This window comes from Arthrobacter sp. R3-55 (assembly GCF_054161505.1).
The window spans coordinates 3,167,678-3,191,273 of record NZ_CP096423.1 but is presented as its reverse complement, the minus strand read 5'-3'; the positions used below and the strand labels follow the sequence as shown (position 1 = coordinate 3,191,273).

Sequence of the window (23,596 nt, the reverse complement as noted above, 5' to 3'; positions counted from 1 at the left end):
ACCCCTTATGTACTCAGCCATCAAAGACCAACTGCAGGGCGAACTGGAGGAGATCCGCAGCGCCGGACTCTTCAAGACCGAACGCCACATCGATTCCCCGCAGGCCAGCCACATCGCTGCGGGCCAGCTCGGCCAGCCCGCCAATAAAGTCTTGAATTTCTGTGCCAACAACTACCTGGGCCTGGCTGACCACCCGGACATCATTGCCGCCGCGAAGTCCGCCATGGACGAGCGCGGCTTCGGCATGGCGTCCGTGCGTTTCATTTGCGGCACCCAAGATCTGCACCTGGAACTCGAGACCCGTGTCTCCAAGTTCCTTGGTACTGAGGACACCATCCTTTTCTCCAGCTGCTTCGACGCCAACGGCGGCGTCTTCGAGTCACTCTTTGGCCCCGAAGACGCCATCATTTCCGACTCGCTGAACCACGCCTCCATCATTGACGGGATCCGCCTGAGCAAGGCCAAGCGCTTCCGTTACGCCAACCAAGACATGGCCGATCTCGAAGCCAAGCTTCTTGAGGCTTCGGGGTCGCGGCGCAAGATCATCGTTACCGACGGCGTATTTTCCATGGACGGGTACCTTGCACCGCTCGAAGCCATCTGCGACCTCGCCGAGAAGCACGACGCCTTGGTCATGGTGGACGACTCCCACGCCGTTGGCTTCATGGGCCCCACCGGCGCCGGCACTCCGGAGCACGCTGGTGTTTCCGACCGCGTGGACATCTACACCGGCACCTTTGGTAAGGCACTTGGCGGTGCCTCGGGCGGCTATGTGTCCGGCCGCGGCGAGATCGTTGCGATGCTCCGCCAGAAGGCCCGCCCGTACCTGTTCTCCAACTCGCTTGCCCCGGCCATCGTTGCTGCCACCATCAAGGCGATCGAGCTTGTCCAGGAATCCGGCGAACTCCGTACCCGACTGTTCGAGAACGCCGCCCTGTTCCGCCGCCGCATGAGCGAGGAAGGCTTCGAACTCCTCGACGGCGAACACGCCATCATCCCGGTCATGTTCGGTGACGCGGTGATGGCTGCCAAGGTGGCCGACGAGATGCTCAACAACGGCGTCTTCGTCACAGCGTTCAGCTTCCCCGTAGTGCCGAAGGGCGTGGCCCGGATCCGCGTGCAGCTCTCCGCTGCCCACAGCGCCGACGACGTCGAAGCGTGCGTTCAGGCGTTCGTCAAGAGTCGCGCCGCAGTCGCCTAAGACCGACGCTCTCGCATGTCCCGCGGGTTTGGGGCCGATCGCTCTCTCACTTCCTTCACGAGAGTGAGAGAGCATCGGCTTCCGCGCTAAAGGTGCCGGATGAATCTTTCCGGGGCCTCCAGAAATGATCGCCAATTGGTGACCAGATCCAGGTCGGACCATTGTCTTGGCCGCAAGCCCCACTGCCCGACTTCAAGTATCCGGGCACCCGGAAGTGCGGCAAGCAGCGGCGAATGGGTAGACATAATGACCTGTGACTTGCCTCCATCCAACAACTCTTTCAGAACCGACAGCAGGCTGAGGCAGCCGTTAAAGGAGAGGGCCGATTCCGGTTCATCCAATACCCATAGCCCAGGCCCGCGGAAACGGTCGAGAGCAAGCTCAAGGAACGATTCACCATGAGACATGTCGTGGAAGGGCAAATCGCCGTGTCTGCTGGGGTTGTTCTCCAGGTAAGTGAAAAAGCCGTGCATGGTCTCAGCCCGGAGGAAGTAACCACGCTTGCTGCTTCCTGCGTTACGGATGAGCTGCAGGTGGTTGCCCAATTCGGATTCCGTGGACCTTGTGGTGTGCCGGGCCCCAGTTGAGCCGCCCTCCGGGGACAAACCGTAGGCCAGGGCGATTGCCTCCACAACTGTCGACTTACCAGAACCGTTTTCGCCCACGAAGATGGTTGCAGGCGACAGATCGAGGCCTTCTTCCAGAAGCTGTGCCACCGGAGGAAGGCTGGCCGGCCATTGGCGGCGGTCCAGTGCTTTGGCGGGATCTTCCGCTACTCGCCGGAGGGGGTGGTTGAGGTGCATGCCGTCATTGTTGCAGCACTGGCCGACGTTGAAGCCCAGGGACCCGGCGCCCATTGAGTACGGGATGTGGGAGAAGGTTTCCCTGAAGGGCGCGGGATGTGGGACAGGGTTGGGTTGAAGGGCGCGGGATGTGGGAGAGCGTCGGGTCTGTCAGGATGGAGCCATGGCTTCGACTTATGACGTGGTAATCGTTGGCGGCGGCATCGGGGGACTGTCCTTGGCGGCGGCTCTCGCAGGCAAGTGCACAGTTGCCCTTGTCGAGGCTGAGCAAACATTGGCTTTCCACACCTCCTCGCGTTCTGCCCGGCAACTCATCCCCAGCTACGGCCCGGCGGTGGTGCAGGACCTGACCATTCGAACCTTGGAGATGCTGGCAGCACGCGATGCCGCGGCGGCCGAACCCATCCTGACTCCGCGCGGCTTCATGCTGGTGGGCGACGAAGAAACGGTTCGGGCCGAGGCCAGCGGGAACATGCACGCCATCACCCACGAAGAAGCGATGCGTCTTTGCCCGGCTCTTGATCCGGAGTCGTTCACATCGGCTGGACTGGATAACGGCTCCTTCGGCTGCAATGCCCCGCTCCTGCTGGAAGAACACCGCCGCACTGCAGAGGCTGCAGGCGTGGACATCATCACCGGAGCCAAGGTCCACTCGGCGCAGCGATTGGGGAGCGGCTGGCAGGTGGGCGCCGGCACTGAGGGTTTCCAGTCCGGCGTCGTGGTTAATGCCGCAGGTGCCTGGGCGGACGAGTTGGCCGTCATCAGCGGTGTGGAGAAGCTGGGACTGCAGCCCTACCGGCGGACGGCTGCGATCGTGAATGTCGAGAACCCCTTGAGCCCGCAAACGCCTATGGTGTGCGCCGCTGATGACTCGTTCTACTTCCGCGCCGAAGGCAACCAGGTGCTGATTTCGCCGTCGGAAAGCGTGCCTAGCGGAGCCGAAGACGCCAAGCCGTATCCCGGCGATGTGGATGCGTTGATCAGCAACCTCAACACCGTGACAACGCTGGGGATCCGCTCGGTGGACCGCGCGTGGACGGGCCTGCGGACCGAAGCCGCGGATGGCGTCCCGGTGGTTGGATTTGATGCTGAAGCGCCCGGCTTCTTCTGGCTGGCAGGGCAGGGCGGCTACGGTTTCCAGACGTCGTCGGCCATTGCGGAACTCGCCGCCGGATTGATCCTGGGCACAGTCAATGCGGACAGTCCGGAATCCCGGACAGCGGAGCAGCTCGCAGCCACACGCTGGTCCATCCGGCGCTGAACAATAGGGTCATGAGCGGAAACAGGAACGGGAACACCGGCAGCACACTCATCACCAACATCGGCGAACTGATGACGCAAGACCTGGAGCATCGGGTCCTGAAGGACGCTGGAATCGTGATTGAGGGCGAACGGATTTCCTGGATTGGTGCGGCCAAGGACGCCCCTGCCGCCGACCAGAGGATCGACGTCGAGGACCGTGCCGTCCTGCCGGGCTGGGTCGATTCGCATTCGCACCTGGTCTTTGCAGGGGACCGCACCGCTGAGTTCGAGGCCCGGATGGCCGGCGAAAGCTATAGCGCCGGAGGTATCGCCGTCACCACAGGTGCCACGCGCAGCGCCGGCGACGACGAACTTACCCGCCTGGTGCGGGACCGCGTGGCCGAGGCGGTCTCACAAGGAACAACATATTTGGAGAGCAAGACCGGGTATGGGCTCGACGTCGACAACGAGGCCCGCAGCGCCCGCATCGCGGCAGCCGAAGTTGATGAGGTTACTTACCTTGGGGCGCACCTTGTCCCGAAAGGCTCAGATCCCGAGGAATACACCGACCTGGTGTGCGGTCCGATGTTGGACGCCGTCCTGCCGTATGTTCGCTGGGCTGATGTGTTCTGCGAACGGGGGGCGTTCACGGAGGACCAGTCCCGGCGGGTCCTGACGGCAGCGAAAAAGGCAGGCTTGGGCTTGAGGGTTCACGGCAACCAGCTCGGGGAAGGCCCTGGCGTTGCCTTGGCCGTGGAGTTCGAGGCTGCCAGCGTGGACCACGTTAACTACCTCTCGGACATGGACATCCGGGACCTCGCGGGAACCTGGGCGGACTGGGATCCGGCAACAGGTCGAGGAAAAAGGGGCACTGTGGCAACCTGCCTTCCCGCCTGCGACCTCTCCACCCGCCAGCCCTTGGCGCCGGGCCGTGAATTGATTGACGCCGGGGTACAGATCGCCTTGGCAGCAAACTGCAATCCGGGAACTTCGTACACCAGCTCCATGGCCTTCTGCGTCACCACGGCAGTGCTTCAGATGCACCTCAGCGTCCACGAAGCCGTCCGGGCGGCGACGTACGGCGGCGCCCTGGCGCTGGGCCGGGAGTCAGGGAACGACGTCGACGGCGAACGGGCGGTGGGTTCGCTCGCCGTCGGACATCGCGCAGACCTGCACGTATTGAAGGCGCCCTCGGCCACGCACCTGGCCTACCGCCCCGGGATTCCGCTGACGCATGCGGTGTGGCGCGCCGGCGTCCGGGCTGTCTAGCAAAGCACGAAACAGGGGCGGTGTTCCGGTAGGAACACCGCCCCTGTTTGTGCGGGATGAAGGGATTAGGCGCAGGTGAACTTCGCGTCAGCCCAGTCGCCCCAGTCATCGCCGGCGTCGTCGCCGTTCTTGTCAGCGATCAGCTCGACGTTCCGGACACCGGTGATGTCCACGGTGAGGGGAAGTGCGGCGGAATCGGCGCTGAGGACAGGAGTCCGCAACAATTCCCGGCCATCGCCTTTCACAATGAACACCACCGAACCGTGCAGGCCCTTGTTCAACTTCGCGTCATCGACTCCCACTACGGCAGTGAACCCGCTGCACTTGGCCTCGGTGGCGATGCTGATCTTCGAGTCGGCATGGACGCCGATGCCCTTGGAGTACACGACGCCGTCAAGCCGTAACGCCGGCCCGTCACCGGCGTTTTGCTCACCGTTGGCGCGGTCCCGTTCTGCGGGGCCCCAACCGTTGGTACTGCCGATCCAGGGGAGGTCGGAGGCAAACACAGTGCCCGTCAGCACGGGAGCCGGGGGCTCCTGCGAGGTGGTGGAACACGTGAACTTTGCATCGGCCCAGTCGGCGTGGTCGTTGCCGTTGGAATCGCCGGCGTCATTGGCCACCAGTTCCACGTACTGGGCGCCGGTGACGTCCACAGTGAGTGGAAGGGGAGCGCTCGCAGCACCCAATACCGGGGTGGTCACCTTGGTGTTGCCGTCAGCTACCACGGAGAATTTCACGGTTCCCCGCGTCGCTTGGGCGTCATCGATGCCCACTGTGGCGGTGAAGGCGGTGCAGTAGCCGCCGAGGTAGTAGCGGACGTTGCCGTTGGCGTGTGCGCCCAGTCCCTTGGCGTAGACGGTGCCGTTCAGTGTGAGCGCAGTGCCGTCACCGGCCCCGGTTCCGCCATTGGACTGGTCCTTTTCCACAGGGCCCCAGCCGTTGGTGGCGCTGACCCACGGGTGGTCGCTGGCGAACACGGTGGCCTGGGGTGGCTTGGGCAGCGTGCGGACGTTGGTGGTGGTGCTGATGGTCCGAAGTCCTGCGGGTTCGGATGTGGTGTTGTAGGTGGCCGTCGCAGTGATGGGGTAGTCACCATCAGCCGAGGCAGGCGCGGTGACCTTCCACGTGGTGGTGAGTGTTCCTCCGGCTGGGATGGTGTCTGCCGAAGAGGGCGTGGATGCCGTTGCCGACCACCCTGCCGGAAGTGCCAGGGTGATGGCCAGGTCCTTGATGGCTGCCGGTTCGTCGGAAACAAAGCTCGTCACGAAGTCCTGGGCCTTGCCTTGCTGGACCACGTCCCCCTGGAGGGAGGCAGAGAGTTGCGCACACGCCGGAACGGATTCCGAGGCCCCTAGGTCCTCCACCAGGAAGTTGTCCAAAGTGAAGTCTGATCCATTGGCACTGCCTGTACGCTGCAGCCCCACAAAGTAGTCGCCGCAGAACCCGGTGTCCAGGATTTGCTCGAAACGTGTGGTGGAGGTTGCGGCATCGAGCGAATGGGTGCCAGTGACTGCCGGGCCCGCCTGCGAGTCGTAGCCGGAAACCCAGGCGTACTGCCCGGCCTTGGAGTTCTGGTAGTCGAAGGAGACCTTGTATTTGTGGCCGGCCTGGAACGGCACTGTTGCCTCCGTGGTGCGGTACACCATGCCCGGGCCGCCGTCGGGGGAGCGATTTTCATCGTGTGCGATCAGCGACCACGTACCGTCCAGGACTTCGTCGATCACGTTGGTGTGCCAGCCCTTTTGGGTGAAGGGTTCGTGGCGTTCGGTGAGGTGCGTGCGCGGGTCCGTGGAGCCTCCGGCGTTGCCCTTCACGAAAGGTCCCCAGCCTTGGTCAACGTTTTCGAAGTCTTCACTGAGCACACCCGTGGTGGGCACCCGGCTGGTTGTCACCGCACGGAAGTCGTCAACGCGTACTGTTGCGTCGCCGTCGGCCGCTGTGAGGGTGACCTTGGCCTTGGTGTTCTTGTGGGGGACGTCCACCAGTACACGCATGCGCTGGAATGCTGTGCCGTGTTTCTCGTCGCCGGCCACGTAGTTTTCGGCGTTGGAGGAGTCGATGGTGACGCTTTCGGTGGTGCCGTTGACGTCCACTGAGAGGGTGGTGGGCCGTGTTTTGCCGGGCTGGATTTCCACCCAGGCGCTGACTGATTGGGTTCCGGCGTCGAGCTTTACTTCCTGGCTGATCGACGACGCCGTTGCCGCCATCTCCGCATAGCGGCGGCCTTTGTCATCGCGGACGTGCGTGACGGTGCCGGTGGGGTTCCAAGGGGCGATATCGGCGCCGTTGAAGCCGGGATCGTTGAAGGCAGTCCCTTCGCCGAAGCCGGCCTCGCGGGGCAGTTCAGCCTTGTTGTTCTTCGGGGCAAGGACGTAGGGCTGCTTGGCATCTGCGGCGACAGTCACCTGGCCATTGACTACGGGGACGTCGGCAACTTTGACGCGGCCATTGTCTGTCAGTTTGAACAGCTCCAAGGTGTCGGCTTTGGCGAACTCCTTGGTAAGCGTCCACGTGCTGGGACCGCCGGCGGGGTTGTAGTGGTAGAGCTTGTCGGCCTTGCCGTTTTCCTTGGAAGACCACGGCAGCAAGTAGGTTCCGCCGCGCAAAACCGAGGTGTCCGCAACCGTGATGTTGCGTTCGGCTGCTGTGTTTCCGGTGACGGACACGCCATCGGCGAGGTCAATCCTGTCAGCTGTCCACTTGCTGATGGGGTGGTGTTGAAGGAACTTTGCGGGCACGTTGGCTGTCCAGACGTTCTCGCTGAAGGCGTTGAAGTCGTTCTGTCCGGTCCAGCCCTCGAATTCCACAATGTGGCTCACGCCCAGCTTGGGGTCCGGGTTCCAGACGTCCGACTGGGTGTTGTTGATGAAGCGCAGGATTTGGGAGTTGATGCCCTTGTTGGTGGAGCCTCCGTACTTCTCGTCGTTGGCCCAGTGTGACCAGGTGTTGTTCCGGGCCAGGTGGTCGGCCCATTCGGAACCCACCCGGAAGCCGTTCTTGACCAGCTCCTGTTGCAGGCGCTCGGCGAGCCAGCCGAACTCGTAATAGACGTCCACGTAGACAAAGTCCAGGTTCTTATCAGTGGCCTCGCGGAGTTCCTTGATGCGCTGCGCGAGCTTACCGGAGGTGATGTCTGCACGCTGGTTCATGTAGTACGACTGGTCCAGCCAGTTCCAGCCCAGGCCCTTGTCTGCCCGGAGGAGGTCTTCGCTGAATGACTTGGCTTCCGGGTAGATTTCCGTGGCGTTGATATGGACGCCGAAGCTGGCATTCCACTCCTTTCCTTCTTTGACGAGGGTATTGAGGTCTTCCAGGCCGCCTGCACGGGTGTTGAAGTTGTTGCCGTAATCGGTGTTGGCGGAGTCGTGGCCCTCGCTGGTGTAGCCCTTGAGCATGGCCACCTGCCCCAGCCCGTCGGTGGCCAAGGCGATGCGCTTGACGTCATCAAGGGTCCGGAGGAAGGGGTGGGTTGCCTGTGAGGCGAAGTTGAAGGGAATGTGGGTAATCACGTTGTCCGGCGTCTGTTCGCCCTTATGGGCGTTGACCTGGATGGATCGCATGGCGATTGCCGCATCCTGCCAGTCCACACCGCCGTCGGCATTTGCGTCGGCGGTGATGGCGACGCGGGTCCACGGTAGTTCCTCGGTGGTTGTGGATCCTTCTGCCCGGTACAGCCACTGGCCGCTGGCAAGACCCATGGAAACACCTCCGGCTCCGTCGCTGACTGCTTGCCGCCAGAAGCGCCCGCGGTCCTTGGCACCCGGACCTGAGGATGTGTCGTAGAGGGCATTGGATTCGACGGCGGCGCCCAGGGATGCGGTGTTGGCCAGGGCGTAGGCGGAACTCTTGGCGGCGGCGTCCAGGGGAGTGGACGCCGTGATGGGCGTGAATTCGTCGCCGGTAACGCTACGGTCCACGGACAGGTTGGCTGTGGAGACCTGGGCGCCGGGTTGGGTGGATCCCACGGTCACCAGGTTCATCCGGGGTAGCTGCAGGGTTTTGACCGGATGATCAGCCGATTCCTTGATCTCTGTGACATTGAAGGACACCACGTTCTTCTTGACCGAGAGCCGGGCCTTGATGACGGTGTTGCCGAATTCCGGAACGGTCAGTACATACTCCCGGGCGTCGTCTCCGGATTCGGTAGACGTCCCGGTCACTGCGTACTCCACACCGTTGAGGGTGATGGTACTGAGCCGGGTTACGGTGCCGTCCAGGCGTTCTTGGGTGGCGGTGTCTGTGTAGCCAATGACCTGGGGGAATGCGGTGGCAACGTCCACGGCAAGTTGGCTGGAGGTGATGGTTGCAGTGTCGTTGGCGCTGACGGTTTCTGCCTCGGGGGCGAACGGGTAAGACGGGACTGCCGCAGTTGCGGGTTGGAGGACCAGGAAGCCGAGCGAGGATGAGGCGACGACGCAGGCCAAACTGAGCGACACGAGGCGTCTGGGGGATGACAAGCGGGGCATGATGCTCCTTCTTGATTTTTCCGAACTGATTACGATCATGTTCTTGCGGACGTGTCTAAGACTGCTGCACAGAACAGAAGTTGACAAGAGTTAACAGGCAGTTAACTTAATTGCACACTTGGGCGCATGCTTTCCCGATGAATCCGGACATTTTGCCAGCGCGGGAAGTATGAGCAGTCTTCCCCTTGGATGATCCTTGTGAGATCGAAAATGATCGTTTAGTGTTTCTATAGATCAGAAAACGTCATTAAGCTGAGCTGGGAGCGGAACACACGATGAGCGAGAACACACTGGGTGCCTTCATGGAGGAAGAGCTGGTTTCCCAGCCCGAGGTTTGGCGGCGGGCGGTGGAGCAGGCTCGCGCAGAGGAGTTGCTTCCGGCCGACGGCCAGCGCATCGCAGTGATCGGTTGCGGGACATCCTGGTTCATGGCCCAGAGCTATGCGGCAGCCCGCGAATCCGCAGGGAAGGGCGTCACCGACGCCTTCGCCGCATCCGAGGCTTTCCTCAACAACAACAGTGCCGATCGCCAGTACGACGCCGTTGTGGCCATTACGCGGTCAGGGACCACCACGGAGGTACTGGAGATCCTCGCGGAGCTTCAGGGGATCGTCCCCACCGTGGCCATCATCGGCGACACCACGTCTCCGATCATCGGCCTCGCAGATGCCGTGATCGGCCTGCAGTACGCCGATGAACGCTCGGTGGTGCAGACCCGATTCGCCACCACTGCCTTGGTCTACCTCCTGACAAGCCTCGGCATTGACGTGCAGCAGGCCATCGAGGACGCTCGTGAGGCCGTCAGCGCCCCGGTCCCGCAAGAGCTGTTGGATGCCGAGCAGTTCACCTTCCTGGGCACCGGCTGGACCGTAGGGCTGGCCCACGAAGCCGGCCTGAAAATGCGCGAGGCAGTGCAGGGCTGGACCGAGTCCTACCCCGCCATGGAGTACCGCCACGGACCCATCTCCATCGCCGCCCCGGGCCGCGTTACCTGGCTGTTTGGTACCCAGCCCGAAGGCCTGGACAACGACATGGCCGTCACCGGCGCCCTCTACATCCACACGGACAAGCATCCGTTGGCTGAATTGGCGCGGGTCCACAAGGTCACCTTGGAGCGTGCGCGCGTCCGTGGCCTGAACCCGGATCTGCCCCGCAATCTGACGCGCTCCGTCATTCTCGACGCCTCCGCCTAGGTCCCGGTCATGGTTCTCGGAGCCGCAGAGTCACCGGTCCTCTCCTTCGACGTTGGCGGGACCGATATCAAGGCCGGCTTGGTGGATGCCCGCGGGACAGTCCTGGGCATGCGCCGTGTACCTACACCATTGGATCCTGCGCGCCCCGGGGAAGCTGTCTTGGACCGGCTGGCGGAGCTTAAAGCGGAATTGGCTGATGAGTTCCCGGACGCCCCCGCCCGGGCGGCCGGCATCATCGTCCCGGGCATCGTGGACTCCGTTGCCGGCATAGGCGTCTACTCGGCCAATCTTGGCTGGCGTAATTTCCCGTTCACTGCCGAGGCAGAAAAGCGACTTGGGATTCCAGTGGCCTTTGATCATGACGTCCGGTCCGCTGCGGCCGTTGAACACAGCTTCGGCGGATCCAAAGAGTTCAAGGACGTTGTGGTGATGGTGGTGGGGACCGGCATCGCAGCAGCCGTTTTCTCAGGGGGCAAGGCCGTGACCGCAGGCGGTTTCGCCGGTGAGCTTGGCCATGCCCAAGTCCCGGACCCCGACGCCGGCCCCGGCCCCGCCGGCTCCACCATCCTCGAGGCCGTGGGATCGGCCGGTGCCATCGCCAAACGCTACTACCGGGCCTCCGGGAACCGCGTGAACGGTGCCCGTGGTGTCCTGCTCCGGGCGCGGGACGGCGATGAAACAGCCGCCCGTATCTGGGCCGATGCCGTGGATGCCCTCGCCTTCACCATCTGCCAGTGCGTCAACATCATGGGAACCGAAGCGGTAGTGATCGGCGGCGGCCTGGCCGAAGCCGGGGACGAACTGCTGGAGCCCCTCCGGGTGGAAGTGGACCGGATCCTCGATTTCCAGCGACGCCCCCAGCTGATCAGGGCCCAACTGGGACAAAACGCGGGGTTGCTCGGTGCGGCCTTGAATGCACGGGCACTCCTGGGAGCAGCACAATGAAGCGAGCCAACGTCAACCGCATCATCACAGTTACCGCGAACCCCGCTATCGACATGACCTACACCGTGCAGGGAATCACCGAGGGCGCCAGCCACCGTGTACCCACACCCTTGAGCCGGGCCGGCGGCAAGGGCATCAACGTTGCCCGCGTGACGCACCAGCTTGGCTACCCTGTTCTGGCCATTGCCCCCACCGGCGGTGCAGCGGGGCAAACCCTTGCCGCTGAGCTCTGGACCAGCGGCGTTCCCCACACGCTGGTGGGAGTTGCAGCCGAGACCCGCCGCAGCATCGCGCTGGTGGATACGGTCGCCGGAGAAACGTCCATCTTCAACGAAGAGGGCCAGGCACTCCTGCCGGACGACTGGCGCTCACTCCGGATTGCCTTGGTTGACGCCGTCAGCGGAAACCGGAACCTGCCGGCCTCCGTCCTGGTGGGTTCGGGAAGCCTGCCACCGGGTGCTCCGGCTGATTTCTATCCGGAGCTGGTGCGCCTGGCCCACGACGCCGGTATCCCGGCAATCATTGACACCTCAGGTCCCGGTATCATCGCCGCAGCCAAGACCGGCGCCGACATCCTCAAACCAAATCATCATGAGCTTGCCGAAGCGACCGGAGAAACCAGCCTTGAAGCGGCAGCGCTCGCCTTGATCGACATGGGCGCCCGGACAGTTCTGGTCAGTGCCGGGGCTGAGGGCATGCTCGCCTTCGACCACGCAGCTCCAGGCGGTTACTGGAGCGCGCGCCTGCCCGAGGCACTGAGCGGCAACCCCACAGGGGCGGGCGACGCCGGTGTGGCGGCTGCCGCCGTCGCACTCGCCGAAGGCATCACCGAACCGCGCGAAATACTCCGCCGGGCCACCGCCTGGTCCGCAGCTGCCGTGCTCATGCCGGCCGCCGGTGAGATTTCACCGCGCTACCAGGAACTTCAAGACCAACTGATCGTGACATGGAAGGAGACCCGGTGACCCTGGTCAATACACGCGAACTCATGGACAGGGCCGCAGCCTCCGGCACGGGCCAGGGCGCGTTCAACATCATCCATATTGAAACCGCCGAAGGCCTGGTGGCCGGAGCCGAAGCGGCGGGTGTTCCGTTGATCCTGCAGATCTCCGAGAACTGCGCCAAGTACCACGGTGGACTCGAACCGATCGCTTCAGCGGCCCTTGCGATCGCCCGTTCCGCCGCAGTGCCCGTTGCACTTCACCTGGACCATGCAGAATCCGAAGACCTCGCCCTTGCAGCCGTGGACCTTGGCTTTGGTTCGGTCATGTACGACGGCGCGCACCTGCCCTATGACTGGAACGTCGAGGTTACCCAGCGTGTCGCCGCCTACGCCCACCAACGCGGTGTCTACGTCGAAGCCGAATTGGGCAAAGTGGGCGGTAAGGATGGTGCCCACGCACCGGGCGTCCGGACCGACCCCGCCGAAGCCCATGCATTTGTTGAAGCAACCGGTGTAGACGCGCTCGCCGTGGCCGTTGGTTCCTCCCATGCCATGACGGAGCGAAGCGCCGCGTTGGACCTGCATTTGATCACCCGGCTGAAGACCGCCGTGGGAAAACCACTGGTCCTGCACGGCTCCTCAGGTGTGGCGGACGAGATGCTCGTAGCCGCTATCGGCGCGGGTATGACTAAAATCAACGTATCCACACATTTGAACGGGTTCTTTACCCGCGCCGTCCGTGAGTACCTCGAAGTCAACCCTGCAGTGGTGGATTCCCGGAAGTACATCAAAGCCGGCCGTGATGCCCTTGTGCTGGAGTCCGCACGTATGCTGACGCTGTTCGCTAAAGCGAAATAGCTCCGAACCCGTGAAAGGCCCGTCATGACCCGCACCGATCGGCTGACCGCCATCCTCGATCTCCTGGCCGAGTCCGGCCATGTGGAAGTCGAGGACATCGTGACGCGTCTGGGCGTGTCACCAGCCACGGCCCGGCGTGACCTGGACAGCCTGGCCAAGCAACGGCTCCTCAGCCGCACCCGGGGCGGCGCCACCACGGGATCGGTGGCCTATGACCTCCCCGGCCGCTACAACCGTGACGACCACGCTGCGGCCAAGCAGGACATTGCCCAGGCTGCATCAGCCCTGATCCGGCCAGGTGCCGTGATCGGACTCAGCGGTGGCACCACCAACACTGCACTGGCCCAGTTGCTCTCCACCCGCGAAGACCTCAACGCGCCATCCAACAGGCCGACTTTGACGGTGGTGACCAATGCCATCAATATCGCCTCGCAGCTGGCGGTCCGGCCCAATATCAAGATCATGGTCACCGGCGGCATCCTCAACCCGCGTTCCTACGAGCTCGTGGGTCCCTACACGGACGTCATCATGCAAAAAGTGGCCTTGGACATTGCGTTCATCGGCGTCAACGGCGTGGACCCGGACCTCGGCCCAACCATTACCGACGAAGGTGAAGCCATGGTCAACACCGTGATGGCACGCCGCGCCACGGAGTCCTACGTCGTGGCAGACTCCTCCAAGGTGGGCCGCCGCTCCTTCGCCGCAATGGCGGGCTACGACTTCAGGCACCTCATCACCGATTCCGGGATCAGCGCGGAGGACAAGGCTGCCTTCGAGGCCAAGGGCACGGAAGTCATCGTCGCATCACCCAGCTAGCTGTACTGCCCAGGGAGTCCTAGAACCGCATCCTGGGCGCGTGCAGCACCGAATCGTCAACATCCCTGGGCACCCACTGGCTGAACGGTGAGTCCAGGCTGTACTGGCCGTCGTCGTTCTTGATCAGCGTGCGCACCTCGGCGTTGTCCGGGTTGTTGAGGGATTCGAAGTACTCAACCGTCCAATGGAACCAGCGCATGCAGAACAGGCGCATGGTCAGTCCGTGGGTCACCAAGAGGGTGTTGGGCGCATACGTAGGCTTTTGCCAGTGACGGTAGAGGGTCTCCATGAACGAGGACACGCGATCGTAGACATCAGAGCCTGACTCACCCTCACGGAACCGGTAGAAGAAGTGGCCGTAGAGGTTGCGGAGCTCCTTTTGATCCTCGATTTCCCCGGCGATCTGGAAGTTGGCCCAGTCCTGCTCACGAAGCCGGGGCTCCTCAATGACCCGCTCTATCAACGGACCAAGGTTCAACGCCTCCAGGGTCTGGTACGCCCTCAAATAGGGTGAAACGTAAACGCAGACCTGCTGCCCGTCCAGCTTCCGGCGAAGGTCCTCGCCGGCAACGCGGGCCTGCTCTACGCCGAGTTCCGTCAGGGGGATCCGGTAGTCCGGCACACGGTTGTAGATGGACGTGTCGGCGTTCGCGGCGGACTGGCCGTGCCGGATCATGAAAATTCTCGCTGGGGCACCCATCCCACCAAGCATAGGGTGGGTACATGTTCCTTGCTTCCCGCCGACGCCTGCGCGCCGAAGTACTTATTGTGCTGGGTCTGTCCCTGGGCCAGTCGGCCGTCTACTCCGTGGTGCAACTTTTGGACAAGATGACGCGGGCTCCCTTGGCCGACGCCACGTCAACCCTGAACCGGTCCCAAAACACCCGCGAATACTTTGACCTCACCTACCAGTTGCTGGACATCGTCTTTGCACTGGTACCCGTGGCCCTGGTGTTCTACTTCCTGTCCACTCATCTCCAGGGAAACCGCGACGTCGACACCGGCTCGGCATTCGCGCGACTCGGCTTCAATTTTGCCCGGCCAAGCCAGGACCTGCTGCACGGTGTGGGTCTGGCTGCCCTGATCGGCATTCCATCGTTGGGCCTTTATGCTGCCGGCCGGGCCCTGGGCATCACCACGGCGATCATCCCCAGCGGCCTGGACGCGTATTGGTGGACTGTGCCCGTGCTGATTCTCTCGGCCGTGCGGCACGCGATTGTTGAAGAAGTGATCGTGGTGGGATACCTCATGGACCGGTTCGGCAAGTTCGGCTGGAGCATGCCGGTGGCCATTGTGGTCAGCGCCGTCCTGCGGGGGAGTTACCACCTGTACCAGGGCTTCGGGCCGTTCATCGGCAACGTGGTCATGGGTTTGGTGTTCGCATGGATCTACACCAAGACCAAACGGGTCATGCCCTTGGTGATTGCCCACGCATTGCTGGACATTGTGGCGTTTGTCGGCTTCAGTTTGTTCGGCAAGGCGATAGGCCTCGGATAGGGCGGTTAAAAGTATCCGGCCGCCATCGGTGGGTGACGTCATTGGCACCCGCTGATGGCGGCCGAAGTTTTTCCGGGCAGGGTTGACCGGCCGGGACGCGCCCGGAGGGGTGGGGCGTTAGATGGTGACGGCTCCGGAGGCGGTTTCGAAAGTTACTGACATGATTCCCGGGGTGCCGTGCGGCGCCATCCACTGGACGGCAACGTCCTCGAGCGGCTTTTCCACCGGTTCTCCGAGCCATTCGGTGACGCGTTCCGCCGAGCCCGCAATAGTCAGGCTGGACATCTTGACGTCGCTTTCGTAGATCCTTGACGGGTGCAGTGAGGGGTCGCCCTCCCACTTGAGCAAGTACGGGACCTGGGGATCTGCGATCAAGCCCAGAATGCCGATCTGCTGCCACACCAGTTCGCGGCCGTCGGGGAACTTGCGGTTGCCCGGAACAGCGGAGCGGCCAAGGCGGTCCTCGAACGGTGCCAGGTCATCAACAGCGACGCACCAGCCCATCCAGCCACCGCCGGCAGCCGAGCGGGCTCGTACTGCCTGGCCAAAAGGTGCTTTGTCGGAAGCGGGGTGGTCCAGGACCTCCACCACTTCCAGGTACTTGTTATCCGCAAGGGGAATGATCATGTTCCGGGTGCCGAAGCGCGGGTGCACTCCGCCCCGGACAGCGTCCACTCCCAGTGCCGCGGAAATTCGTTCGGTAGTGGCCAAAAGGCCATCTCGTTCACAGGCGTAAGAGACGTGATCCATGCGCATGGCTTCATCTTGGCACTTTGTGATCGGGGTCTCAGCTAAGTCAAGCCTAACTAAGGTGGGATGTGTATAACCGGTGCCAACTGACGTCATGCAGGGACGCTGAAAGTCCGAAAGATTCCATCGGCGTCACAAAGCTGTCTTCGGCTCCGGACACTTCCTAGACTGGCCCCAGCTCACATGCAGCACGTTTCCACAGAACCAATGCGCCACGAACAGGAGAACTCCATGTCCCAAGGATGGTCTTTCGAAACCCGCCAGATCCACGCAGGTCAGGAGCCTGACTCCGCTACCGGAGCGCGGGCCCTGCCGATCTACCAGACCACGTCCTTCGTGTTCCCCAGTGCCGAGAGCGCAGCCAACCGCTTTGCCCTGGCCGAACTGGCGCCGATCTACACCAGGATCGGCAACCCGACCCAGGACGCTGTGGAGCAGCGCATCGCGAGCCTGGAAGGCGGCTTGGGCGCGCTCCTGCTGAGCTCGGGCCAGGCTGCGGAGACCTTTGCCATCCTCAACATCGCGGAGGCCGGCGACCACATCGTTGCCAGCCCCAGCCTGTACGGCGGCACCTACAATCTGCTGGCGCACACCTTGAAGAAGTTCGGCATCGAGGTGACGTTCGTCCAGGACCCGGACAACCTGGACCAGTGGCGCGATGCTGTCCAGCCCAATACCAAGCTCTTCTTCGGCGAGGTTGTGTCCAACCCGCGCCAGGACGTGCTGGACATCGAGGGTGTAGCGCGCACTGCCCACGAGGCCGGCGTGCCGCTCATCGTCGACAACACGCTGTCCACGCCCTACCTCATCCGTCCCATCGAGTGGGGCGCCGACATCGTGGTGCACTCCGCCACCAAGTACCTCGGCGGGCACGGCTCTGCGATTGCCGGAGTCATTGTGGATTCCGGCAACTTCGATTTCGGCAAGGACCCGGAGCGCTACCCGGGCTTCAACACCCCGGACCCGAGCTACAACGGACTGGTCTACGCCCGGGACCTCGGCAAGGACGGAGCGCTGGGCGCCAACTTGTCCTACATTTTGAAGGCCCGCGTCCAGTTGCTTCGCGATCTTGGCTCAGCCGTGGCACCGTTCAATGCCTTCCTGATTGCCCAGGGCCTGGAGACGCTGAGCCTGCGGGTGGAGCGCCATGTCGCCAACGCCACCAAGGTGGCCGAGTGGCTCGAAAGCCACGACGACGTCGAATCGGTCGCCTATGCCGGCCTTCCTTCCAGCCCTTGGTATGACCGGGGACGGAAGTACGGTCCCCAAGGCACCGGCGCCATTGTTGCTTTCAACATCAAGGGCGGTGTCGAAGCAGGCAAGCGGTTCGTGGATGGTCTGGAATTGCACTCGCATGTTGCCAACATCGGCGACGTCCGCTCGCTGGTCATCCACCCGGCCTCCACCACGCACAGCCAGCTGACAGTGGAGCAGCAGGTCGCTGCAGGCGTGAACCCGGGCTTGGTGCGCTTGTCCGTGGGCATCGAACACGTGGATGACATCATCGCGGACCTTGAAGCCGGGTTCCGGGCCGCCAAGGGGGCCTGACGCCGCACTCCTGTGGAGGGCCGTCCGGCCGTCAATTGTTCGCCGGGCGGCATTCCAGGGTGCTGTTCGGCGAACGATGCCGCCAAAAACCGTCACACTGTTGTCACATTCTTCGCCAGAACCGCCCTGTATTTCCTAGACTCTTCGTATTAGGTCATGAGTGCCAGCACATAGCCCCGGCTTGCTGGCCGGCAACCCTCCTCCGCGGTGGGGTGCCCCGGGTGAAGACCTGGCCTGTTCGCACGCAAGGCGACGGGCAAGCGCGAGGTTAAGGTGTCAAAGGAATGACCATTACTGCTACAGCCCTTCCTAAATCCGGAGAAGAAGACGGGACCGTCAAGTACGCCGGCATCGGGCCGTTGGAACTTGAAGCCGGCGGGTTCCTTCCTGACGTCGTCCTGGCGTACGAAACCTGGGGGCAGCTCAACGCGGACGCCTCGAACGCCGTGCTCATCCAGCATGCGCTCACAGGCAGTACCCACGTAGCCCGCGGAGCCACGGATGAGGAAGGCTGGTGGGAGCAGCTGGTGGGCCCTGGCGCCACGATCGACACCGACAAGTTCTTCGTGATCTCCATCAATATTGTGGGAGGGTGCTACGGAAGCACGGGGCCTTCTTCGGAAGCACCCGACGGCCGGCCGTGGGGCTCACGTTTCCCGCTGGTCACCCTGCGCGACAGCACCGTGGCAGAGGCACGCCTTGCCGATGCACTGGGAATCGAGGCCTGGCACGCCGTCCTGGGTGGCTCCATGGGCGGTGCCCGCGCCCTTGAATGGGCTGTGACGTTCCCCGAGCGCGTCAAACGCTGCGCCGTGATTTCAGTAGGCGCCTACAGCACCGCCGAGCAGATCGCTTTCGCTCAGGCCCAAACACTGGCCATCCGCCAGGACCCAAACTTCAACAACGGCGACTACTACGCAGGCAATGCCCCTGAACACGGGCTCGCCTTGGCGCGGCGGATCGCCCACATCACGTATCGATCGGCGCTGGAATTGGATTTCCGCTTCGGTCGGGAAGCCCAGCACCAGGAGACGCCGCTGGCTGCCCAGGTGCTCGGGGAGCGTGGCCGGTACCAGGTGGAGAGCTATCTGGATCACCAAGGGACAAAGCTCGTCCGCCGCTTTGACGCCAACAGCTACATCGCCATCACCGAAGCCCTGATGTCCCACGACGTCGCCCGTGGACGGGGATCGTTGGAGGCGGCATTGTCCAGGACCACCGCCGATTTCTTCGTGGCCGCAGTGGACAGCGACAGGCTGTACTTCCCGGCGCAATCCCGGGAATTGGCGGCAGCCCTGCCCGGTGATGTTCCGGTCCACGTCATTGAGGCTCCGATCGGCCACGACGGCTTCCTCACTGAAATCGGGCAGCTCTCTCCCCAGCTGCGCGAGGCCTTCTTCGCCTAGCCTGCAGGCTGCCTTGGCATCCCGGTGGGCTAGCCGTTCATGATCTCGCCGCGCTGCTTCATGTAATCCTCCATGGCGATCTCGCCGTTGCTGAATTTCTCATCCAGCTCTGCCAGTTTGCGGGCACGGTAGCCTTGCGGCGATCCGCTGGTAGACGGGAACGGTGCGGGGGATGAAGCCCCCGACGACGACCCCTCCTGCGGTGCCGGTTCCGCCGGGCGGATGACGGACGGCTCGGACGGATGGCCCGGGTAGTTCTGCTGCGGGTAACTTTCCGCGGGGTAGGGCTGGCCGGGGTAGTTCTGCTGTGGCGGGAAGCCCGGGCCGGGCAGGTTCTGCGGCGGGTAGCCGGGCTCGCGGAAGGTTCCTTGCTGGATCCGGCGTGCGCGGGAGCGGTTGTACATGCGGATCCCGAGCGGAATCAGCCACGAGCAGACGATGATCCAGAAGATCAGATTGTTCACAGTGCAGGCCTCCTAGGTCTTATCCCAGCTTAGTCCTGCCAGCTAGCCCGGATTCTGCCGGCAAGAGCTCCCTTCCCTGCGCCGAACGGCTCAGAGAAGCCGGGCCTCCATACCCAGGAACCGGCCGTAGCGTGCCACTTCCGCGTCCAGGGCCTCCTGCTCGGAAGGGCTTGGAGGACGGTTCATCCGGACGTCCAGCTGGCAGGTTCCGCCGGAAAAGCCATGGCGCCACCATCCGGCCAACCTGCCGTTCATCAGGACCACATGCATGGGCCCGTTGTCCTCGGGGAAGTATGGCGCTGTCCCGCCCAGGTAATGCCGGGACTGGGAATAGCCCATGACGTATTCGTCATAGCACTGGAGGAGGTCAATCCGGGGGAGTCCTGCGTCATCCGGAGGTGTCGTGCGCCTTCCAAGGGTGAGCTCGCCGACGTCTTCCGTGGCCAGGTAAAACTCGAAACCGTCCAGGGTTACCGAAGCCAGGGCGCCGGGCGAAAGTTCCTCAGTCACGTGGAGGCCCAGTTTTACGTCCTTCATGGTCAGTCCGGACCATGCGGAGCAGTCCTTGATGGTGGCCGGTCCCCGGCTGCCGAAGTAGCGGAGCACCAAGGTTCCCAGGGCCCGCTCCCGGTCCTCCACGGTCAACGGCGCAGGAAGGAAACCCGGCACACGCTCCTCGAAGAGGGCGTACGTCTGCTTCAGCGCGCCCCCGGCGGATCGGATGGGGCTGCCGCTCACCAGGATGCGGCTGATTTCGGCGTGCATGAGGTGGTAAATGAAACCCAGGCCCTTGCTGGGAAAGCCGGACTTTCCCAAGACTTCGGCCAATTCCTCGCGGGTCTTATGGGCTCCATCTGCAACGGCTGCAGCAAGGATAAGGCCGCTTCGGCCGGCGGAGTCCTCATCGATCCCTGTTTGGCGGTACATGCCTTTGTTTCCCTGATGGAGACGGTCCGCGGAGAGCCCCATCAGCCAGCCAAGATCGTCCCGGTGCACAAAGTGCCAGGTGGGCCGGAGGATGTGGGTTCGCAGGATGGTTCCCTCGGCGACGGCCTGTTCCACGTCCGGGGAAGTGGAAGCAGGTGTCCTTTGTGCAACGGTCCACCGGGCATAGGGAAATTCTTGTGACTGGACGGCAAGGAGATTCCGGACCACTTCCCCGGGGCTTTCGGCGCAGGGAGGCCGCAGTTGCTGCCGCCGTAGCCGAATGCTGCGAATGGTCTCGGCGGTCACGCCTGGGCCGTCAGCCAGGGCCGTCACGTCAGCGCCGCGGCAGCAAGGTACCGCTTGGCCCGAAGACGGGACCCGGCGTCGGGCGCTTTGCGGTAATACCGTCACCGGAGGACTGGTGCCGGAGTCGCCGGATGACCCACGGGACAAAGTACTCGCGGGCCCAGACGAGGTCCGATGAGCGGGCCTCGCGCCATGTCCGCGGGGGAAGGGACTTAGGCATCAGCGGCTCAAGGGTGTGCTGGACGTTGAGGGAGTCCAGGACCATCATGGCGATGGTGTGGTGGCCCAGCGGCGAGAAATGGAGGCGGTCCGCATCCCACATCTGAGGATCTGCCAACTGCCGCAAGGACCACATGTCCGCAATGACGGCGTCGTGCCGTGCCGCCACTGTCCTAAGGTTCTCGTTGTAAATGGCCACCTTGCCGCGGATCCGCCCCAGCACCGAAGCTGCGGTGTCCGGACCGTTGAACAGGACCACACTGGCGCCGCCGGAACTTAGCTCAGCGACGGCGGCATCGAGTTTTTCGGCCAGGAGGTCGGGATCGCCGCCTGGCCGGATGAGGTCGTTTCCGCCAGCGGAAATGGAGACAAGGTCAGGCTGCAATTCCAGGCAGGGGCCGACTTGTTCATCGATGATCTGTTGCAGCAGTCTGCCGCGGATGGCGAGGTTGGCGTATGCGAAGTCTTCCTGGCTGCGGCCCAGCTCCTCTGCAACCCGATCCGCCCACCCACGGTTCCCGCCGGGGTTCCGGGGTTCGGGGTCGCCGATGCCCTCGGTAAAGGAGTCACCCAGTGCTACGTAACGGGTCCAGGGGTGCTTTTGAACCGGCTCGCCGGGCTTCAGTAAAGGATTGTTCTCACTCACGCTCATATCCTGCCCCGTGACCTCGACCCTACGCCACCGTAGGTTGTTACTTGTGGGTAACTGCAAGAATGGACCCATGACTGAAGCTCCCGCATTTCCCGCCCCTGTTGTCCTGTGGTCCCATGACGAAGCCGAGCGCGCAGGCAAGCCCCTCCTGGTGCTTCTGCACGGCTATGGCTCCAAAGAGGACGATCTCTTCAGCCTCGCAGGACTGTTGCCGGACGGGTTTGTGGTGGCAGCCCTCCGTGCGCCGATGCCCATGGGGCCGGGCTTCACCTGGTTCCCGCTGACAGCTTCCATCGATTACTCGCTGGAAGCTGTGAAGCAGGCTGCCGAGTATGCCCTTGAATGGCTGGACACGGTCAAGGCAAACCACTCCTCGGTGACGTTGCTGGGCTTCTCCATGGGCATGGCGATGGCCACCACCATGCTCCGCTACCGTCCCGCGGACTTCGCCGCCGTCGTCGGGCTGTCAGGCTTCGTGATCGACGCCGGCGCTGACGCCGCCTTCCGGGACCACGAGCTGGACGGCTCGCTGCCCATGTTCTGGGGACGGGACCAGCAGGATCCCGTCATCACCCAGGACAAGATCGAATACACCATGGGCTGGGTGCGCAAGCACGTTGACCTGACCAAAGTGCTCTACACAGGAATGTGGCACGGCATCAACCAGCAGGAGATCGGCCACGTGGGCGAATTCCTGACCCACAAAGTCCTGACTGACTGACGCAGTTTTTGGACAGATAACGCCCCTAAAAGTCATTCAAAAGGGCGTTATCTGTACAAAAACCAGGGGGTCAGGCGGCAGTGATCCGGACTGTCTGGCCGTTGACCGTTACGGTGTCGCCAACATGGAGTTGGCGGCCCCTGCGGTCATCGATCCCGCCATTGACCTTGACCAGGCCGTTCTTGATGAGCTCCGCGGCCTCCACTCCGTCCTCCACGAGGTTGGCAAGCTTCAGGAGCTGGCCAAGGCGGATCATGTCGTCGCGGATGGGGATTTCTTCAATTTCCGGAGTGCTCATACTGCAATGATGCCTGAAGTAGTGTGGTGACGGTGCCGCAGCCTTCTCCCCGTCCCACCCTTCCGCTGGCCGTTGGCCTCCCCATTGCAGTAGCAACAGGCTTGGTGATCCCGCTTCAGGGAAGGATCAATGGAGCCCTCGGTGCCCGGTTGGAGGACGGCATCGCAGCTGCCGTGGTGAGCTTCACCACAGGACTGCTGCTGATTACCGCCATCTCATTCGCGACGCCCAGGGGCAGATCGGGCCTTCAGCGCATCATCCCCGCTGTCCGGAACCGCAGCTTTCCGCGTTTCTACGTCATGGCCGGTGCCATCGGGGCACTGTTCGTTTTCGCGCAATCGTTCACGGTGGCACTGCTTGGTGTCGCCCTGTTCACGGTGGCTGCGGTGACGGGGCAGACGTTGAGCGGACTGCTGGTGGACCGGATGGGCATTGGTCCCGGCGGCAAACGCGCCATCACGGGAGTCCGGGTCATCGGCAGCGTCCTGACTGTGGCAGCCGTGGCGTGGGCTGTGTCTCCCCGGTTCAGCGGCGACGCGGACATTGCCTCGCTACTGCTGCCGGTCCTCCTGCCGCTGGCCGCCGGTTTCTTCATGAGTTTCCAACAGGCCATGAACGGGACCGCCACAGTCCATTACGGCACGCCCATCGCAGCTACCTTGGTCAATTTCATTGCCGGTTCAGCCATCCTGTGGATCGCATGGCTCATCAAGCTGGCCGTCGCCGGACCCGGCAACCCGCTGCCTGCCGAGTGGTGGTACTACCTCGGCGGGCCTATGGGCTGTCTCTTCATCGGGCTCGCTGCCCTCCTGGTCAGGAGCCTGGGCGTACTGATTACCGGCCTGGGCATGATTGCCGGGCAGCTGGTGGGATCGTTGGTGCTCGACGTCGTGATCCCCAGTCCCGGTGCGGTGGTCGCCTTGCCCACGGTGTTGGGTACGGTCCTGACACTCGCCGCGATCATCGTGGCTACGTTGCCGTGGCCCAAGGGAGCATTCGCACCAAGAGGCCCTGCCAAAGGCCGGTAGGGTAGGAACCAACACACTTTCCCCCAGCACCCCGCCGGACAACC

Annotated in this window: 21 protein-coding genes and 1 riboswitch; of the genes, 13 read left to right on the top strand and 8 right to left on the bottom strand. The window is 63.2% G+C overall.

The genetic code is table 11. From position 1 onward, the window contains the following. Nucleotides 1-7 precede the first annotated feature (7 nt). Nucleotides 8-1,201 carry a glycine C-acetyltransferase gene (locus M1D51_RS14775; protein ID WP_458107017.1) on the top strand — a complete coding sequence of 398 codons (1,194 nt, stop codon included), beginning with the start codon at nt 8-10 and terminating at the stop codon, nt 1,199-1,201. A gap of 86 nt (nt 1,202-1,287) precedes the next feature. Here M1D51_RS14775 and M1D51_RS14770 read toward each other — a convergent pair whose 3' ends face one another. Then, nucleotides 1,288-2,004: an AAA family ATPase gene (locus tag M1D51_RS14770; protein ID WP_458107016.1), complete on the bottom strand. Its 717-nt coding sequence runs from the start codon at nt 2,002-2,004 to the stop codon at nt 1,288-1,290. Between the two features lie 163 nt (nt 2,005-2,167). On the opposite strand from M1D51_RS14770, the gene M1D51_RS14765 reads away from it, so the two are divergent. Both M1D51_RS14765 and hutI read left to right on the top strand, forming a co-directional pair. Then, on the top strand, nt 2,168-3,265 hold the full coding sequence (locus M1D51_RS14765) for an NAD(P)/FAD-dependent oxidoreductase (RefSeq protein ID WP_458107015.1): 1,098 nt from the start codon (nt 2,168-2,170) through the stop codon (nt 3,263-3,265). An 11-nt stretch (nt 3,266-3,276) separates the two neighbouring features. Next, nucleotides 3,277-4,515 carry an imidazolonepropionase gene (hutI, locus tag M1D51_RS14760; protein WP_458107014.1) on the top strand — a complete coding sequence of 413 codons (1,239 nt, stop codon included), beginning with the start codon at nt 3,277-3,279 and terminating at the stop codon, nt 4,513-4,515. Nucleotides 4,516-4,580: 65 nt separating this feature from the next. On the opposite strand, the gene M1D51_RS14755 is transcribed toward hutI, so the two are convergent. Further along, nucleotides 4,581-8,981: an endo-alpha-N-acetylgalactosaminidase family protein gene (locus M1D51_RS14755; protein WP_458107013.1), complete on the bottom strand. Its 4,401-nt coding sequence runs from the start codon at nt 8,979-8,981 to the stop codon at nt 4,581-4,583. Nucleotides 8,982-9,256: 275 nt separating this feature from the next. Here M1D51_RS14755 and M1D51_RS14750 point away from each other — a divergent pair, with 275 nt between their 5' ends. From M1D51_RS14750 to M1D51_RS14730, 5 genes are read left to right on the top strand one after another with little or no spacing between them, the layout of a single operon-like run. Next, nucleotides 9,257-10,174, top strand: a complete 918-nt coding sequence (locus M1D51_RS14750; RefSeq protein ID WP_458107012.1) for an SIS domain-containing protein — start codon at nt 9,257-9,259, stop codon at nt 10,172-10,174. Nucleotides 10,175-10,183: 9 nt separating this feature from the next. Then, a complete protein-coding gene (locus M1D51_RS14745; protein WP_172325807.1) occupies nt 10,184-11,119 on the top strand; it encodes an ROK family protein in 936 nt (311 codons plus the stop codon). After that, nucleotides 11,116-12,084, top strand: a complete 969-nt coding sequence (locus M1D51_RS14740; RefSeq protein ID WP_458107011.1) for a 1-phosphofructokinase family hexose kinase — start codon at nt 11,116-11,118, stop codon at nt 12,082-12,084. The genes M1D51_RS14745 and M1D51_RS14740 overlap by 4 nt, the downstream gene beginning before the upstream one ends. Beyond that, nucleotides 12,066-12,920: a class II fructose-bisphosphate aldolase gene (locus tag M1D51_RS14735; protein WP_172325809.1), complete on the top strand. Its 855-nt coding sequence runs from the start codon at nt 12,066-12,068 to the stop codon at nt 12,918-12,920. Before M1D51_RS14740 ends, M1D51_RS14735 begins: the two co-directional genes overlap by 19 nt. 24 nt (nt 12,921-12,944) lie before the next feature. Further along, nucleotides 12,945-13,736, top strand: a complete 792-nt coding sequence (locus M1D51_RS14730; RefSeq protein ID WP_458107010.1) for a DeoR/GlpR family DNA-binding transcription regulator — start codon at nt 12,945-12,947, stop codon at nt 13,734-13,736. 19 nt (nt 13,737-13,755) lie between these two features. On the opposite strand, the gene M1D51_RS14725 is transcribed toward M1D51_RS14730, so the two are convergent. Next, nucleotides 13,756-14,436: a histidine phosphatase family protein gene (locus tag M1D51_RS14725; RefSeq protein ID WP_458107009.1), complete on the bottom strand. Its 681-nt coding sequence runs from the start codon at nt 14,434-14,436 to the stop codon at nt 13,756-13,758. 23 nt (nt 14,437-14,459) lie between these two features. Here M1D51_RS14725 and M1D51_RS14720 point away from each other — a divergent pair, with 23 nt between their 5' ends. Then, on the top strand, nt 14,460-15,233 hold the full coding sequence (locus M1D51_RS14720) for a CPBP family intramembrane glutamic endopeptidase (RefSeq protein ID WP_458107008.1): 774 nt from the start codon (nt 14,460-14,462) through the stop codon (nt 15,231-15,233). 117 nt (nt 15,234-15,350) lie between these two features. Here M1D51_RS14720 and M1D51_RS14715 read toward each other — a convergent pair whose 3' ends face one another. Next, entirely contained in the window at nt 15,351-15,989 is a 639-nt protein-coding gene (locus M1D51_RS14715) for a VOC family protein (protein WP_089594306.1), read from the bottom strand. Between the two features lie 225 nt (nt 15,990-16,214). Between M1D51_RS14715 and M1D51_RS14710 the strand changes: the two genes are divergently transcribed. Both M1D51_RS14710 and metX read left to right on the top strand, forming a co-directional pair. Beyond that, nucleotides 16,215-17,531 (top strand): bifunctional o-acetylhomoserine/o-acetylserine sulfhydrylase, encoded by a 1,317-nt coding sequence (locus M1D51_RS14710; protein ID WP_172324120.1) that lies wholly within the window; start codon nt 16,215-16,217, stop codon nt 17,529-17,531. A 152-nt stretch (nt 17,532-17,683) separates the two neighbouring features. Beyond that, nucleotides 17,684-17,800, top strand: a riboswitch (SAM riboswitch). Between the two features lie 15 nt (nt 17,801-17,815). Further along, complete coding sequence (metX, locus tag M1D51_RS14705; protein ID WP_458107007.1) at nt 17,816-18,937, top strand: homoserine O-acetyltransferase MetX; 1,122 nt, start codon at nt 17,816-17,818, stop codon at nt 18,935-18,937. Nucleotides 18,938-18,966: 29 nt separating this feature from the next. Here the strand turns inward: metX and M1D51_RS14700 are convergent, their stop codons facing one another. The 3 genes from M1D51_RS14700 to M1D51_RS14690 all read right to left on the bottom strand — a co-directional run bounded on the left by M1D51_RS14700 (nt 18,967) and on the right by M1D51_RS14690 (nt 21,505). Further along, nucleotides 18,967-19,401 (bottom strand): hypothetical protein, encoded by a 435-nt coding sequence (locus M1D51_RS14700; RefSeq protein ID WP_458107006.1) that lies wholly within the window; start codon nt 19,399-19,401, stop codon nt 18,967-18,969. A 90-nt stretch (nt 19,402-19,491) separates the two neighbouring features. Further along, nucleotides 19,492-20,634, bottom strand: a complete 1,143-nt coding sequence (locus M1D51_RS14695; RefSeq protein ID WP_458109595.1) for a winged helix DNA-binding domain-containing protein — start codon at nt 20,632-20,634, stop codon at nt 19,492-19,494. A gap of 28 nt (nt 20,635-20,662) precedes the next feature. Next, nucleotides 20,663-21,505: an SGNH/GDSL hydrolase family protein gene (locus M1D51_RS14690; protein ID WP_458107005.1), complete on the bottom strand. Its 843-nt coding sequence runs from the start codon at nt 21,503-21,505 to the stop codon at nt 20,663-20,665. Nucleotides 21,506-21,575: 70 nt separating this feature from the next. Here M1D51_RS14690 and M1D51_RS14685 point away from each other — a divergent pair, with 70 nt between their 5' ends. Then, on the top strand, nt 21,576-22,226 hold the full coding sequence (locus tag M1D51_RS14685) for an alpha/beta hydrolase (RefSeq protein WP_458107004.1): 651 nt from the start codon (nt 21,576-21,578) through the stop codon (nt 22,224-22,226). Between the two features lie 70 nt (nt 22,227-22,296). Here the strand turns inward: M1D51_RS14685 and M1D51_RS14680 are convergent, their stop codons facing one another. Next, complete coding sequence (locus M1D51_RS14680) at nt 22,297-22,524, bottom strand: RNA-binding S4 domain-containing protein (RefSeq protein ID WP_458107003.1); 228 nt, start codon at nt 22,522-22,524, stop codon at nt 22,297-22,299. Nucleotides 22,525-22,547: 23 nt separating this feature from the next. Between M1D51_RS14680 and M1D51_RS14675 the strand changes: the two genes are divergently transcribed. Continuing rightward, nucleotides 22,548-23,552 (top strand): DMT family transporter, encoded by a 1,005-nt coding sequence (locus tag M1D51_RS14675; RefSeq protein WP_458107002.1) that lies wholly within the window; start codon nt 22,548-22,550, stop codon nt 23,550-23,552. Nucleotides 23,553-23,596 lie beyond the last annotated feature (44 nt).